Origin of the sequence: Gallintestinimicrobium sp., from assembly GCF_046968865.1 — a bacterium.
Taxonomy (GTDB): domain Bacteria; phylum Bacillota; class Clostridia; order Lachnospirales; family Lachnospiraceae; genus Gallintestinimicrobium; species Gallintestinimicrobium propionicum.
Genome location: NZ_JBKVPW010000012.1, coordinates 104,166 through 118,977 on the forward strand (window position 1 = coordinate 104,166; position 14,812 = coordinate 118,977).

Here is a 14,812-nt window from a genome sequence, read left to right on the forward strand (position 1 = left end):
TCAAAAAATCATGAGTTTTGGGAAAGAATTTGTTAATTTTTTATAACGTCAGGCGCATCTGATACCAAACGACATTTCCGTGTACCGATTTCGAAACGCCCTCGTTGACAAAGCCAAAGTTCTCATAATAATGGAGCAGTTTGTCCTTACAGGTCAGGACAAGCCCTTTGCGCCCTTCTTTTTTTGCCTGCTCAATAGCGCAGCGAATCAACTGTCCCGCGTAGCCTTTTTTGCGGCATTCGGGAATCGTATTGACGCCAAAAATCATCTGCCACGCACCGTTTTCGTCGTGCAGTGCTGCATTTTCATACATTTCATCCGCCAGATCCGGCGTATCCGTCACCATACCGTCCATAAAGGACACCAGCTTTCCGTTTTTAAACAGCAGCCAGAAATGATTGCCATATGCTGCGATCCGCTCTGCAAATTCTTCCTTCGAAGCCGCCTCCGCCGCCGGGAAGCATTCCGCCTCCACCGCCGCAACACAGTCCAGATCAGATGACGTCGCTGTCCTGATTTTCTGATTTGTTTCCATAAAAATCTCCATTCCGCAGGCGCTTTGCGCCGAAGGAATCGCGAGGCGAAGTCCAGTTCGGCTCTGCGATCATAGCTACTTTGTGACGCCTGCGGCACAAACAATAGAATGCACGCTCTGCGAGCATTCTATTGTCATGAATAGCTGTGTGAAAAATAAGCGCCCACGGTTTCCTTACAGAATGTATTTTCTCAACGCACCGGTGAACTCTGCGATTCTCTGCTCCGCCAGCTCCTTTACCGTCACATTTTTCATGCTTTCGACATAGCCCTGCTCCTGACGATACAGCCATCTGGCGTCCTCCGGGCGGATTAAGCCGTAGTGGTTTGCCGCAATCCAGTCCTCATAGTCGATCGGCAGCTCATAGCCGAGCTTTTCTTCCAGAAGCTTCGGAAAATTGATCTGGTCTGCGCGTTCCCGGATACCCTCCCAGAATTCCAGCACCTCTTCCACGTGCTCGTGGATCTCATAGCGTCTTGCGCCACCGTCATAAATGATGCACTTTTCAAACAGCGGGCTGCACATGGACAGCGTCTCCCGTCGAAACTCCGGTGCAACGATGCCGCCCTTCCAGTAAAAGTCCACATCCGGCAGATTGATGCCGGAAACGCCCTTGTCCTGGTAGGTTGCAAAAATTCCTTCATAATATACCGTAATAAAACCTTCAAATTCCGGCCAGAACTCGCGGATATCGCGGGTCAGGTCTTCTAAAATATCGATTCCCTTTGTACCGCCAATCGTAAAAATGATGATGTTGCGCAGCTTTGCGCCGTGCTCGCGGTAAAAATCTGTCACATAGCGCAGGCAGTGGATCAGTGTCTCGCCGCTTGCGATGATATCACCGATCATCAGCGTACTGTCCGGCACCATCGTCAGCTTGCTGTATTTGATTTCCAACCCGGCGATTTCTTCGTTTTCAAACACGCGCTCACTGGATAAAAAGCTGATGTCATGCACACGGATATGCTCCCGGTAGCAGCTTTCTTCCAGCGGATAGTTCAACGCACCCCTAAGAATGGAGAGGATATTTGCCGTCGTCACTTTTTTCTGCTCCTTCAGATAATACAGCATCTGAGAGGTAGAAGAAATCAGGCAGTTATAGACCTCATAGCCTACGATTTCCGGCGTGTTGAGCAGCTTTCTCGTCTCCGCCTCCGAAATAATATAGTATTCATTCAAAAAATCAGCTCCGGTCAGCCGATAACAGGCTACGCCCTGTTCATTAAATTCCGGTGCAATTTTTACGTCTTCCCAATTTTTCATCGGTTCTTCCTCTTCTACATGTATTTGAAACAGTCACGGACATTTCTTTCTTTGAATATATTAACGGGATTCCCATATACCGTCAAGGCAATTAGGCGGATTCTTTTGAAAAACGACAACACAAAACGGCAGCCAGGATAGGAGGGCTGCCGTTTTGTGTTTATATGAGGGGGGAGATAGTGAGTCATTCATCTATCCGTAAAATAGAATACCGAATAAATGTGTCCTCGTTATGTCCAGTTCCTAAAAATGTCCTAAAATTTATAAAGGAAAAATAAAATCCGGATGATGAAATTCTTAAGGTTGCAAAAAAACTAAATTTCAACCATTTCCCGAATCGTTCCATCCAATTCTTTCCAGACCGCCTGATTTGTTTCCAGAATCATATATCCGCGCCAGCTGTCCTGCTTTGGCAACGACACCGATCCCGGATTCATGCAGCGAATCCCGTTTTTTACCTCATTCATCGGCACATGAGTGTGCCCTTGCAAAAACAGATCGCCCTCTCGAAGCGGTGGCAATTGCTCTGCCGATGTCAGATGCCCATGTGTGGCATACACCAGTTTCGTTCCAAGATCGAGCATACAGTAATCCGCCAGAATCGGGAATTCCAATACCATCTGATCCACTTCCGCATCGCAGTTTCCGCGGACGCACAAAATGTTCTTCTTTTTCGCATTGAGCATGGTGATCACCACCTTCGGGGCATATTCCTCCGGCAGATCGTTGCGCGGACCATGATACAAAAGATCTCCCAGCAAAAGCAGCCGATCCGCCTTTTCCCGTTCATATGCGCCAAGCAGCTCCCTGCAATACTTTGCAGAGCCGTGTATATCTGATGCAACCATCCATTTCATCTTTCAGATTCCTCATTTCGTAAAAATCCAAATGCGAGCCGCGCTCAGCCCTCGAACAGCCCGGTCGTATCCAGACTGATATCGCAGGTCTTTTCCACGCCGGCTTTCCAGAAATAGCGCTCTTCCAACGGAATCCAGATCCGTTCAAACATTTCCTCCCGCTCTTCTCCGTTTCTTTTCCGAATCCGTTCCAGCTGTTCCTGTCGGTCAACCGTCAGAAAAATGCGCAGGTCATAGCTTCTGCGCAGTCTCGGATGACAGGCATAGGAACCCTCGATGATCGTCACTTTTTTCGGAGAAACTATTACCTCGGGCAAAAAACAGACTGCGTGCGCGTCATAGGGGCGATAGGAGAATGCCTCTCCTGTGAGCATTGGCTGCAGCACCTCTGTTTCAAACCGCTCATAGTCCACATTTCCACCAGGCTCCCGCAGGCGCTTGGTCGTGCGCTGATGGGGCTGAAGATAAAAATCATCCATGTGGATCACGTTGCAGTCCAGCTGCTTTTGCAGATCTTTTGCCAGTGTGCTTTTTCCGGAAGCACAGCGTCCGTCGATCGCCATAAGCAGCGGCTTGTCCTGCCTCACCTGCTGCCGCAGTTTTTCTTCCAGCAGCACCATTACCGTCGTTATAGGGGTAGTTGTTCTGGTTTCCATAGGTCTCCTCGTTTCCGGGTCATCGTTGAAATCACAATTGAAATTACGTTTCCCTTTTGATTGTATCACAAACAGAATCTCTCACGCAATCTGAATCGCGATCTTAATCACGCCGTACCTGCTGCAATCGTGCCCCACCGTTCTTTATTATGCAAAAAATTGAAACCCGAGGACCACAATCCCCAAAACGACTAAAATCACACCGGTCGCACGGTTTAAAGTCTTCGGCGTTGCTTTGTTGGCAAAAACAGCCGCAATCCGTGCCCACAGCAGCGTAAATACCATACACAGGATCAGCACCGTCCAGTCAGGCGCACCGCCGATGGCGAAATGCGAAACCGATCCGGTAAATGCCGTAAACGCCATGATAAATACGCTCGTTCCGACTGCAGTTTTTAATTCATAACCCAGCACAGAGGTCAGAATCAACAGCATCATCATGCCGCCGCCAGCGCCGACAAAACCGCAGATAAAGCCGATCAGCAGCCCGCAGACAATCGACTGTACCGCACGTTTTTTCGCAGAAACGCCCTGCATTGCCTCCTTGGTTGTCATAACCGGGCGTACAATGAATTTAATGCCGAGCAAAAGCGTCATAAACACAGAAAAGCTGCCCATCGTCCGGGAAGGAACCAGGCTGGAAACATAGCTGCCAACCACGGTAAATGCCAGCACGCTTACCATCATAATCAGTCCGTTTCGGATATCCAAATTTTTATTTTTTCCATAGGTATAAGCGGAAACCGCGCTCGCAAGCACGTCCGACGCCAGCGCGATGCCGACCGCCATATACGGATCCATCCCAAGAAACGTAATCAGAACCGGGCTGATGACCGCCGCTGCGCTCATCCCTGCAAAGCCGGTACCAAGACCTGCGCCCATTCCCGCAAAAAATGTAACCAATATTGTGATCAGTAACTGCATCTTATCTTTCGTCTCCTTTTATAATCTGATCCAGATTTTTTTCCATCTGTGAAAAATATATCGCCAGCTTTTTCTGGTCTTCGTCACTCAAGCCCATCATCAGCCGCTCTGCAAACTCCTGCTGCAGCTCTTTGCCCCGTTTCTGAATCGGCAGCGCCTTTTGCGTACAGATCAGCTCCGTTTTGCGGCGGTCCTTTTCCACCGCCTGCCGCTCAATATAGCCGTCCTGCACCAGCTTTTCCACATTTACCGAAACCAGGTTCGCCTTGATGTTACGGATTTCCACAATATCGCGTGCCGTTTTATACTCCGGATTATTGTACAAAAACATCAGGATATCAAAGGCGGTCTGCGGCAGCTTCATTTCCTGGCACAGCGGTCTGCATACCGCCGTATAGGCAAGGGACATTTTTCTGGCAAACTCGATTTTCAGATTCATCCGTCGACTCTCCTCCCTTAATTATTTCATTTTTGAATTATTCACTTTTGAAGTAATTATACTTCTTTTTCCAGAAGCGTCAAGAGGGTTTTGGAAGAAAGGCGGAAAAAAGAACTGCCGGAAATCGTTTCCCGGCAGTTCCCGTTTTTCTTATGAAGTTTTCACCTGAAGCAATGCACTGACAAGACACGCACTCTGCTTTCCTCCGTTTGCCATGCGGTACGCCTTAACTTTCCTCTGCCAAACTGTCACACGCGGCACTTGTCCTGTCCTCACACTACTCTGAAATCCGCCCTCAGCGGCAGATCCCCGGCATTCGCCCCGGCAAGCACTGTGAAGTCGCCCGGTTCCACCACCCAGTGATAGGAAGCGTCCAACAGGCGCAGCTCATCAAATCCGAGCGTAAAGTGCAGCGTCTTTGTCTCTCCTGCTTCCAGCTCCACGCGCTGAAATCCTTTCAGCTCCATAATCGGGCGCACCACGGATGTATAATGATCATCGACATAAATCTGCGCCACCGTTGCTCCGGCACGGCTGCCTGTGTTCGTTACGTCTAACAGTACCTCCAGCGATTCGTCCCCATGAATTTCGGAAGCGGACAGCCTCAGATTCTCAAAGGAAAATGTCGTGTAGGACAGCCCATAGCCGAAGGGATACAGCGGGTTCCAGTCCATCTCAACGTATTTTCGCCCGCCTGCAGGTTTACGGGAATAGTGGCACGGGATCTGGCCTGCACTGCGCGGATAGCTCATTGTCAGATGTCCGGATGGATTCACATCCCCGAACAGAACCTGTGCCGTTGCCAGTCCGCCCTTTTCCCCATTAAAGCCTGCCTGTAGAATCGCAGGGATATGCTCCTGCTCCCAGGTACAGGAAACCGGACGTCCCGTATTCATGACCAGCACCACAGGGGTACCCGTTTCATACACTGCTTTCAGAAAATCCAGCTGCTTTCCGGGCAGGTTAAGCGTCGTCCGGTCAAAATTTTCTCCGGAGGTTTCTGTCGAATCCCCAAGTGCCACGATCGCCAGATCGCTTTCTTTTGCAAACCGGATCGCACGGTCGATGGTTTCTTCTCCGTGGTCGTAGCCGAAAATCACCCGCACGCCTCTCGCATCATTTCTAAATTCCACACGCACATCATATTTTCTGCCGCTCTCAAAGGAAAACGGAACCATCTGGCTTGCTTCCCTATCTTCTCCCCAGCCATCAATAACAAGTTCTCCGTCAATATACAGCCGCATACTGTCCGGACTGGATAACCCGATCCTTCCTTCAAAGCTCTTCGGGCTGCACATCGTTGCCGTCCAGCGGACGCAGAACTGTCTGGAATCTACTTTATCATCCGGAGCATGGTAGATCCAGTTGAAGTTGATCTGCGGATCGAGTCTCGTCAGAACCGGTTCTCCCGAAAAATCTGCACCGTTGAAATACTCCGCTGTAAAACCGTAATCGATCTCCGTGATACCCACCGCCGGACGCGGCTTTGCATTGAACCACCATCGCTCCAGCGGCTTGATCTCTGCACCCAGAATATTGCAGCCTTTGTCGTAGACAATTTCCGGATGTGAGGCATTGGCAGCTGTCTCTACATTCTCCGCCGGAACGCCCAGCACCTCCCGGATCCCCTCCAGCAGTGTTACTGCATGGTAATCCGGCTCCATACAATAATCGCCCATAACCGGAAGATTTGCGTTGGGTCCAAGCACCGCTATTTTCCGAATGCTCCTGGACAGCGGCAGCATATTATTTTCATTTTTTAACAGGACAACTGTTTTCTGTGCGATTTCCAATGCCTTGTCCTGATGCTCCTTGCAGTGTACCACCTTAGATTCCAGCGTCTCATCCACATAAGGATTTTCAAACAGTCCGAGCATGTCCTTCACACGCAGCACCCGGGCAGTCGAGGTATCCAGCTCCTCCATCGTAATGCTGCCATCTGCAAGCATTTCTTTCATCAGTCTCCGATATTCTTCGTGAGAATAATCCGCAAACTGCACGTCAACGCCGGCTTTGACCGCCTTTTGCAGTGCCTCCTTCGGCGTTGCTGCACTGTGATGCGCCGTATGCTGCATGATGATCGCCGTCATATCAGAGCGTACAAAGCCTGGCATTTTATAGGTTCCCCGCAGCACGTCTGTCAGAATTTCATGATCCGATACAACCGGAAAACCATCGATCGAATTGTACGAGCACATCGTATCCGTTGCACCCGCCTTTACAAATGCTTCCTCAAAGACCGGCATGCAATAGGAAAATACATCATGCCGTCCCATTGTAGTCGGTGCGCAGTTTAATCCGCCGATCGGATTTCCGTAGCCGGTATAATGCTTCAGTTCTGACGCTACTGTATGGTCGGTTGCAAGATCCTCTCCCTGCAATCCCCGCACAACCGCGGCACCAAGCTTCGAGGAAAGATAGGTATCTTCTCCGTAGGTTTCCTCCGTCCGCCCCCATCTTGGGTCGCGGGCAAGATCCAGCACCGGAGCCAGCACCTCATGTATATTTTTCGCGCGGGTCTCTGCCGCAACCATCCGCCCCATATCCTCACACAGTGCCGGTTCAAAAGCACCGGCAAGAGTCAGCTGCTGTGGAAAGATCGTTGCGTCACGGCGATGCAGCCCATGCAGGGCCTCCTCATGGAACAAAAACGGAATTCCCAGACGTGTTTGTTCTTTTGCATATTTCTGCAGTGCATTATAAACTCTTGCATCTGCCCGCCGTTTTTCCAGTTTTTCCAGGCATTCCCTGCGCATCGGTTCTTCGATTTTTTCCCAATCGATCCCCATAATATTCGGATCCAGCTCATCCAGCTTTTCTTCCACTGTCATCTCTGACAATAGCTCTTTGATATGTCTCTCTATCGCTTCTTTGCTTTTCATCTGCATCTTCCTCCAGACTGCAGTCCGTTATACAACAAAAAGAGCCTTTGAAGGCGTTCTTATCCTAAGAACATTTTCAAAGGCCTTTTGTTCCACATGCTCTTTTCATAGGCTCATTCTCCGTTTTCTTTTATGATGACCGGGCACATTTTCAAATCAATTTTTCCGTCTTCTATCCGAATCTCCTTTCCATTCACCATATTTGTGTAAGTTCCGTCCTGTATCCCTGCCTCTACCTGTCCGCATTTCCCTTCAAAGCTGAATATTCCCAAAAGCCTGCCCTTTCCCTGTATCTCCTTATGCTCGCCGATGGCTGCGCCCAAACCTTCATCAGCCGATAAACGGTAACTGCTCTTCGCAACAACCGGAAGCTTTTTTATCTGATAGAGCTGCCTCAACATATCTGAAATGTCACGGCTTCCATCCAAATTTATAACGTCCTTGTTGAACAGATCCGGCCTGGTTTCATTTTGGTTCTCCTGCCCGGCGTAAAGAAGCGTAGCCCCTTTCTGAAAATAAAGAAATGCCGTCCAGTTACGGAGCGCCGATTCCTTCGGGATGATTTCTTTGGCCCTGTCCTGATCATGATTTTCCAGGTATCTCATCTTTACATAATTGGCAGGGTAAATGTATTCCTGCATATTGACTGCTTCCACATACCTTCCCAGCGTACCTTCCCCATTCAGGTACTGCCTGAAATATTTAAAAATATCATAATCATAACACATATCGAAGGCTTGAAATATCTCCGAATCGGACAGGTTCGTCATTCCCTTTGCCCGCATGTCCACAATAAATTCCGGTTCTACAGATTCGCTGAGCCAGATACATTCCGGATTGACCCTTGCCACTTCTTCCCGGGCTTTCAGCCAGAACGCAAGGGAAACAAGCGGCGCAACATCACAGCGGAAGCCGTCTACGATGCCGGCCCACATTTTCAGCGTATCAATCTGGTAGTCCCATAATTCCTTATTCCCATAATCCAGGTCGACAATATCTCCCCAGTCCCCCACCCGGTTTCCCATCTCCCCTTCCGGTGTCTTGTAAAAGTATTCGGGATGGTTTTTGGCGAGCCACGAATCCGGTGATGTGTGATTGTACACAATATCCAGCATCACCCTCATTCCCCTTGTACGGATTCCCTCCACCAGATGCTTAAAGTCATCCATTGTACCCAGTTCCGGATTCACTTTCCTGTAATCGGCAATGGCATAGGGTGAGCCAAGGATGCCTTTCCGCTTTTCCTGCCCTATGGGGTAGATTGGCAGAAACCAGATGATATCTACCCCCAATCCCTTTATCCTGTCCAAATCCTTTTCTACTTCCAGGAAAGTACCTTCCTCACTGTAATTTCTCACATATATGGAATAAATAACCTGATTCCTTAAGTCTGTTTTCGTACAATACGCCACAGTATTTCCCTTCCTTTCTTAATCTGCCATACTTACATCCCATTTGCTCCATACGCCCAAAGTAATACGCTGACAACTTCATAAACTTCCCGGCCTAAATCCAGCGCTGACAGTTCCTGTATGATCAATGGATTTTTCCCATACTTTTCTACCAGCCTGTAAATCTGTTCCTTCTGTGTAAAGGAAATCTGCACCTCTTTCAGGAAGTCAAATATCTCCTGCCTGTAGTCCGTCTCTGAGACCTGCGGCGGCTCTTTCCAGTCAATAGTGAGCAAGGCGGTTATGGCTGCATTGTAGCCAATATGCTCTGGACGAACGCGGCCATCTGCTATCTGCGGTATCTGATGGGGGACAGAGCGCACTAGTGTCCGGCTCAACACCATCCCAGCCAACGTGGCAACATCCACCAAACGACAGTCCTACGTCGCCCCGGTCTGGAGAGGACTGGAACACAACATCCCCATCGCCACCGGCAAGCCGATGATGATGGGGATGAAAAGCACTGTCTTCATCACACCGTAGATGGCAGCCGCCGGATCAACGTCCCCCGCACATCCAGACTGTTCCCTTCGCATCTTCTGGCAAAAAGGATTTCCCCCTGGCCCTGTATCTCAATCGGCTCGCTGCCACAGTTCAGCAACACTTCTATCCATTTTCCATCCAGATTCAGCTTTCTGTATTCCACACATCGCTTCTGGGAATACTTATGCGGAAAGTCAAAGTACAGGCTTCTGCAGGCATCTTCCTGTATACGCATACGGATTAGCGATTTCATTAATTCGATTTTTTTCTGATTTTCGGCAGAATCAATCTCGTCCCAGGGCATGCATCTGCGGCAGTCCGGATCATGGGCGCCCTCTAAGGCAATTTCCGTCCCATAATAAATACAAGGACTGCCCGGCATGGTGAACAAAATTGCAAGTTGTTGGTAAAAGATATCCAAATCCTGGCATCGGTTCATAAGCCTTTCCGTATCGTGGGAATCCAACAAGTTGAAAATCACATTATTATTCTGCTGCATGTACATGGTATAGCAGCGGTTCACCATATACTCAAATTCATCCTTCTCTGCTGCCTGATCCAGGAAAAAATCCTGGATCCCGCTGGTCAGCGGATAGTTCATCACCGAATCGTATTCATCTCCCCCCAGCCACTGACTGGCATCATGCCAGATTTCGCCCAGCAGATAGAGATCCGGCTTCACGCTCTTCAATTGTCTCCTGAGCTCCTTCAGGAAACGGTGGGACACCTCATTTCCCACGTCGAACCGGATGCCGTCGATGTCGAATTCCCTGATCCATCTCTTACAGACCTGGCAGAAATATCGGATTACTTCCGGATTGTTGGTATTCAGCTTCGGCATCCTGTCCGTAAAGGCAAAGGAATAGAATCTCCCGTCCCTGGTATCCCCATGCCTCTCAAAGGCATCCCAGTCCTGTATCATGAACCAGTCGGCATAGGGGGATCCGCTCTTTTTCTCCACCACGTCCGCCCATGGGCCAAAGCTCCTGCCGCAGTGGTTGAAGACGGCATCCACCATGATGCGGATTCCATGGGCATGGGCTTCCTTTACCAGCCGGGCAAACTCCTCATTGGTGCCAAACTGCGGGTCGATCTTCGTGTAATCCCTTGTATCGTATTTGTGGGTGGACTCCGCTTCCATAATAGGGTTCAGGTAAATACCCGATATCCCCAGGTCATGTAAATAGGGAAGCTTCTTTCGGATCCCTTCCAGGTTTCCGCCGAACCTCTCTGCGTTGGAGACAGGCCCCGTGCGCCATTTTTCGATATCCGCGCCGTTTTTCTCAGGTGTCCCGTTGCAGAACCGGTCCGGGAAGATCTGGTACCATACCGTATCGTTTACCCAGTCAGGCGTACTGTTCACATCGGCAGGGTTCATCCAGGGCATGACGAAGCATTGCAGCATCCTGCCCTCCATTCCAATCTGCTCTTCGCTAAGGAATCCGTTCTCGAAATAATACCATGTCTCCTCCTCCGTATGAAGCTCAAAATAATACTTGCACCGCTTGAACCTGGGTGTCAATGTGGTAGTCCACCACAGATGATGCCTCAGATGCTTCTTGAAACAAATCTCTTCTTTTTTTCCTGCCCACTGCTCTTTTCCGCCCAGGATTCCCGCTTCAAAGGGATCGCCATAATAGATAAAGACACGTTTCACATCATATCCTGTTTTTAGATTCACAATCAGTTCATCCTCATTTAAGGGATAACACATCTGTTCCGATGCTTTATGATATACGCCTGTAAAATCCATTCTTTTATTAAAACACCTCCTGTTTTTCTCTACTCTTTGACAGATCCCACCACAATGCCTGACACGAAATATTTCTGCATAAAGGGATAAATCATCAGAAGCGGAATGGTAGATACCACAATCTTTGCCGAGTTCAGCGTCCTACTGGAAATGCGCGCAAGCTGCTCCAGTTTGTCAGGATCGGTCACCTCCGTAATATCCACGTTCAGCTGCTGAATATATGTCTGCAAGGGATAGTTCGCCGTATCGGTAATGTAGACCAAAGCTGAGAAATAGTCGTTCCAGTGCCCCACTATGGTAAACAGCGTGACTGCTGCCAGAGTGGGCTTTACCACCGGCAGGAATACTTTCAGCAAAATCACCCACTGGGACCCCCCATCAATCATGGCGGCCTCCTCCAATGATTTGGGCACTCCCCGGAAGGCGTTCATCAGCAGAATCACATTCCCCAGCGGCACGGCTCCCGGCAATATCAGCGCCCAGATCGTATTGGTCAGCTTCAGTGAATTCACCACCATAAAGGTGGGAATCAGGCCGCCGGAAAACAGCATGGCGAACAGGATTAAGGACATATATACCTTCTGTCCGGTGAAGAACTTGGGGCTCTTGGACAGCGGATAGGCTGTCAGCACAAGCAGCGTTATATTGACAGACAATCCCAGGACCACTCTTAAGACAGAGATGCCAAAGGAACGCCAGAACTGCTTATCTCCCATGATTTCCTGATAGGAACTTATATTGAAGCCAATCGGGAATATATTCACCAGGTTGGCTGACACTGCGGCGTTGTCGCTCAGGGATATGGCGACTATATTCATCAGGGGCATCAGGCAGGACAGTGCCAGCGCTCCCACTATGATCCATATGATGATATCGGCGACAATGCCACCAAAGGTTCTCTTTTCAATCATTCCGCCCCTCCTAAAAGATCCTGTAATCTGTCACTTTTTGCGCGATTTTGTTGGCTGACAGCATCAAAATGATTCCCACGATCGAGCGCAACAGCCCCACTGCGGTACCAAGGCTGTACTGCCTTTCCACCAGGCCTACCCGGTACACCCAGGTATCGATGATGTCCGCCGTCTCCATGACCAGAGGGTTGTACAGGTTGAATATCTGGTCAAAGCCGGCGTTCAGCACATTGGGAAGGTTCATGATGGTCACCAGCATTATCGTAGGCAGGATTCCGGGCAAAGTGATATGCCATACCCGCTTGAACCGGTTGGCGCCATCGATGGCTGCCGCTTCATACAATCCCGGGTCGATTCCCGATAAGGCCGCCAGGTAAATGATGGCCCCATATCCGAAGCCCTTCCAGACATCCGTCACGATCAGGACAGAGCGGAACCATTTATTGCTGGCCATGAACAGAATCGGTTCGATCCCCAGCATTTCAAGGACTGCATTGATCGGCCCCTCGTAGGAAAAGATATTGACCACAACCGTCGCCAGAATGACCCAGGAAAGGAAGTTGGGCAGATACACGATGGTCTGGATGCTTCTCTTCATGAACTTGTTCTTGATTTCATTCAGCAGCAGCGCGAAAACAATCGTCACGAAGGTGCTCAGGATGATCTTTCCCACCGCAATCGTGATGGTATTGATGAAAATCTGCTTGCTGTCCGGCATCTGGAACATGAATATAAAGTTGTCCATGCCTACCCAGGGGGATTTCGCGATCCCCCTGGCAGGCATGTAGTTTTGGAATGCCATGATGATTCCAAACATTGGTGTAAACGAGAATATTGCCAGCAAGATCATACCCGGGAGCATCATAAGATGCAAAGCCATTTGGTCTTTTTTACGCTTCATGCCTGATCGCTCCTTCTTATTGTTTGATAGCCTGGTTCACTTCCTCAGTAATCTGTTCACCGCCTGTCTTGTTCCACTCTGTCACGAATTCGTCAAAGTAGTCCACGGGCTTCTCGCCTGTTATTATCTTTAACAGCATTTCCTGCTCCATCTTGTCCAGGGTGGGCCACTTCAATGGCATGGACTTAGTGCTCCCAAAGAACACAGGGGTCACTTTATTGACTTCCGTCTCGGCCACAAGGCTCGCGGCTGCCATGGAATTGTAGGAAGCCCATCCGGCTGATGTGGATTCTTCCCCATTGGCAAGGCTGTCCAGATATTTCTTGCTGTTCACGTATGTACCCATGTCATGACGGTTCAACGGACTGGTATCTCCGCTCTCCAGCGCATCCACCACCTTCTTGCTGCTCCTGGGGAAGGCATCATAATAGTCAATGTTCATGTCAAGTATGGTTCCGCCCGCGTTCAGCTCGCTGTAATCTGCCAGCTCCTTATAGGCCTCGTCATCCTTTTCCTCATAACGGGAATAATCGAACTGCATGTTTGCCAGCTTCACAATCAGCTCCGGATGTTCGAAGCCCTTTCTCACCACCACATAACCGCTGTTGGGATTGCCCGTGAACATGGTCACTTTCCCATCAGCACCCACAGGGCAGATGTAAGGCTCCCACCTTGCCTCTTTGTTCAAAGTCATGCTGTCAGCCACTTCCCATGCACCCCACCAGTTGCCGAAAAAGGCGCCGCTCTTCCCGCTGTTGAGAAGACCCTTTCTGTCATCGCCGGTCCTGGTGACGAACTGTTTGTCAATCAACCCCTCATTGTACATCTTGGAAAGCTGTTCAAGGGCACCTTTCATTTCAGGCTGCACGGAGCCGTAGATGGCATTGCCGCTTCCGTCATCAATCCACTGCTTCGGAAATGCCCCATACAGGGTGAAGATATTGTTGGCCATATAGCTTCCGCCGGAATCGCCTGCTATCTCCGGATCGATTACAAGGCCCACTGTCTTGCCCTCGCCGTTCCCGCCGGGATCCTGTACCAGGAACTGCTCCAGGATATTATAGATGTCCTCCATGGTCTTGGGCTCTTCCAGGCCGCATTTGTCCATCCAGTCTTTTCTCAGCCACAGGATCCCAGGCCCGTGGGAGATTTCCGTGGTAGGCAGTCCCATCAGCTTTCCGTCGAACATGGCTGTCTTCAGGCACACGCCGTCATAGGAATCATAGATCTCCTTGATTTTGTCGCTGGCGCAGTTTTCATAGACCTCTGTCAGGTCCGCAATCAGGTCGTTCTCATACAACTGCTTTAATGTATCGTAATCTCCCACCCCCATGATATCCGGTATCTCGCCGCTGACGATGGCCATGGACACCTTCTGCTCATAGTCATCCCCGTCATTCGCCTCGAACAGGTTCGTGTTCTGTACGTTCAGCTTCTCCTTCAGATATCTGGTCCATGCATTGTTTTCATCGTCATCGCCCTCATATTTCGTCCCATCCAGCACGTCAAAATTCGTTACCGTCTTCCCCAGGGTGTAGTTCACTGTTTCCGGATATTTCCCATAGGGCGTGGTCATGGCTTCCTTCCATGCAGGATCCTCCTGATTCACGCTGACTGTGCTTTCGCCCTCGTCCTTGCCGCACCCTGCGAAGGACCCCAGCACCATTGCGCTTATCAGGCACATTGCCAGTACTTTTTTGATTTTCATAAATATAGCCCGTCTTTCTGCGAAAGACACCAATGCGTCATGAAACACA

Annotated in this window: 13 protein-coding genes; all 13 read right to left on the bottom strand. The window is 49.7% G+C overall.

What is annotated here, in order from left to right; genetic code table 11:
* Window positions 1–40 precede the first annotated feature (40 nt).
* The 13 genes from ACLTOQ_RS11495 to ACLTOQ_RS11555 all read right to left on the bottom strand — a co-directional run bounded on the left by ACLTOQ_RS11495 (window position 41) and on the right by ACLTOQ_RS11555 (window position 14,763).
* Window positions 41–535 (bottom strand): GNAT family N-acetyltransferase, encoded by a 495-nt coding sequence (locus ACLTOQ_RS11495; RefSeq protein ID WP_308728314.1) that lies wholly within the window; start codon window positions 533–535, stop codon window positions 41–43.
* A 174-nt stretch (window positions 536–709) separates the two neighbouring features.
* Window positions 710–1,798: a hypothetical protein gene (locus ACLTOQ_RS11500; RefSeq protein WP_021914007.1), complete on the bottom strand. Its 1,089-nt coding sequence runs from the start codon at window positions 1,796–1,798 to the stop codon at window positions 710–712.
* A gap of 314 nt (window positions 1,799–2,112) precedes the next feature.
* Window positions 2,113–2,655 carry a phosphodiesterase gene (gene yfcE / locus ACLTOQ_RS11505; RefSeq protein ID WP_337425945.1) on the bottom strand — a complete coding sequence of 181 codons (543 nt, stop codon included), beginning with the start codon at window positions 2,653–2,655 and terminating at the stop codon, window positions 2,113–2,115.
* Window positions 2,656–2,699: 44 nt separating this feature from the next.
* Complete coding sequence (locus ACLTOQ_RS11510; protein WP_337425944.1) at window positions 2,700–3,311, bottom strand: hypothetical protein; 612 nt, start codon at window positions 3,309–3,311, stop codon at window positions 2,700–2,702.
* A gap of 147 nt (window positions 3,312–3,458) precedes the next feature.
* A complete protein-coding gene (locus ACLTOQ_RS11515; protein WP_118496362.1) occupies window positions 3,459–4,235 on the bottom strand; it encodes a sulfite exporter TauE/SafE family protein in 777 nt (258 codons plus the stop codon).
* 1 nt (window position 4,236) lies between these two features.
* Window positions 4,237–4,674, bottom strand: a complete 438-nt coding sequence (locus ACLTOQ_RS11520; RefSeq protein ID WP_412319475.1) for a MarR family winged helix-turn-helix transcriptional regulator — start codon at window positions 4,672–4,674, stop codon at window positions 4,237–4,239.
* Between the two features lie 272 nt (window positions 4,675–4,946).
* A complete protein-coding gene (locus tag ACLTOQ_RS11525) occupies window positions 4,947–7,556 on the bottom strand; it encodes a glycoside hydrolase family 3 C-terminal domain-containing protein (RefSeq protein ID WP_412319477.1) in 2,610 nt (869 codons plus the stop codon).
* Between the two features lie 113 nt (window positions 7,557–7,669).
* Window positions 7,670–8,968 carry an alpha-amylase family glycosyl hydrolase gene (locus ACLTOQ_RS11530; protein WP_021914014.1) on the bottom strand — a complete coding sequence of 433 codons (1,299 nt, stop codon included), beginning with the start codon at window positions 8,966–8,968 and terminating at the stop codon, window positions 7,670–7,672.
* Window positions 8,969–9,000: 32 nt separating this feature from the next.
* Window positions 9,001–9,360 (bottom strand): hypothetical protein, encoded by a 360-nt coding sequence (locus ACLTOQ_RS11535; protein WP_147342717.1) that lies wholly within the window; start codon window positions 9,358–9,360, stop codon window positions 9,001–9,003.
* Window positions 9,361–9,479: 119 nt separating this feature from the next.
* Window positions 9,480–11,243 (bottom strand): glycoside hydrolase family 13 protein, encoded by a 1,764-nt coding sequence (locus tag ACLTOQ_RS11540; RefSeq protein ID WP_021914016.1) that lies wholly within the window; start codon window positions 11,241–11,243, stop codon window positions 9,480–9,482.
* Window positions 11,244–11,272: 29 nt separating this feature from the next.
* Window positions 11,273–12,154, bottom strand: coding sequence for a carbohydrate ABC transporter permease (locus ACLTOQ_RS11545; RefSeq protein ID WP_021914017.1), 882 nt, complete (start codon window positions 12,152–12,154; stop codon window positions 11,273–11,275).
* Window positions 12,155–12,164: 10 nt separating this feature from the next.
* Window positions 12,165–13,055 (bottom strand): ABC transporter permease, encoded by an 891-nt coding sequence (locus ACLTOQ_RS11550; protein ID WP_021914018.1) that lies wholly within the window; start codon window positions 13,053–13,055, stop codon window positions 12,165–12,167.
* Window positions 13,056–13,071: 16 nt separating this feature from the next.
* Window positions 13,072–14,763 (bottom strand): extracellular solute-binding protein, encoded by a 1,692-nt coding sequence (locus ACLTOQ_RS11555; RefSeq protein ID WP_331252269.1) that lies wholly within the window; start codon window positions 14,761–14,763, stop codon window positions 13,072–13,074.
* Window positions 14,764–14,812: the final 49 nt, after the last annotated feature.

What these genes read in the sequence shown, in the direction of transcription:
- ACLTOQ_RS11495 (WP_308728314.1), bottom strand. Translation starts at nt 535, where the DNA reads ATGGAAACAAATCAGAAAATCAGGACAGCGACGTCATCTGATCTGGAC.
- ACLTOQ_RS11500 (WP_021914007.1), bottom strand. Translation starts at nt 1,798, where the DNA reads ATGAAAAATTGGGAAGACGTAAAAATTGCACCGGAATTTAATGAACAG.
- yfcE (WP_337425945.1), bottom strand. Translation starts at nt 2,655, where the DNA reads ATGAAATGGATGGTTGCATCAGATATACACGGCTCTGCAAAGTATTGC.
- ACLTOQ_RS11510 (WP_337425944.1), bottom strand. Translation starts at nt 3,311, where the DNA reads ATGGAAACCAGAACAACTACCCCTATAACGACGGTAATGGTGCTGCTG.
- ACLTOQ_RS11515 (WP_118496362.1), bottom strand. Translation starts at nt 4,235, where the DNA reads ATGCAGTTACTGATCACAATATTGGTTACATTTTTTGCGGGAATGGGC.
- ACLTOQ_RS11520 (WP_412319475.1), bottom strand. Translation starts at nt 4,674, where the DNA reads ATGAATCTGAAAATCGAGTTTGCCAGAAAAATGTCCCTTGCCTATACG.
- ACLTOQ_RS11525 (WP_412319477.1), bottom strand. Translation starts at nt 7,556, where the DNA reads ATGAAAAGCAAAGAAGCGATAGAGAGACATATCAAAGAGCTATTGTCA.
- ACLTOQ_RS11540 (WP_021914016.1), bottom strand. Translation starts at nt 11,243, where the DNA reads ATGGATTTTACAGGCGTATATCATAAAGCATCGGAACAGATGTGTTAT.
- ACLTOQ_RS11545 (WP_021914017.1), bottom strand. Translation starts at nt 12,154, where the DNA reads ATGATTGAAAAGAGAACCTTTGGTGGCATTGTCGCCGATATCATCATA.
- ACLTOQ_RS11550 (WP_021914018.1), bottom strand. Translation starts at nt 13,055, where the DNA reads ATGAAGCGTAAAAAAGACCAAATGGCTTTGCATCTTATGATGCTCCCG.
- ACLTOQ_RS11555 (WP_331252269.1), bottom strand. Translation starts at nt 14,763, where the DNA reads ATGAAAATCAAAAAAGTACTGGCAATGTGCCTGATAAGCGCAATGGTG.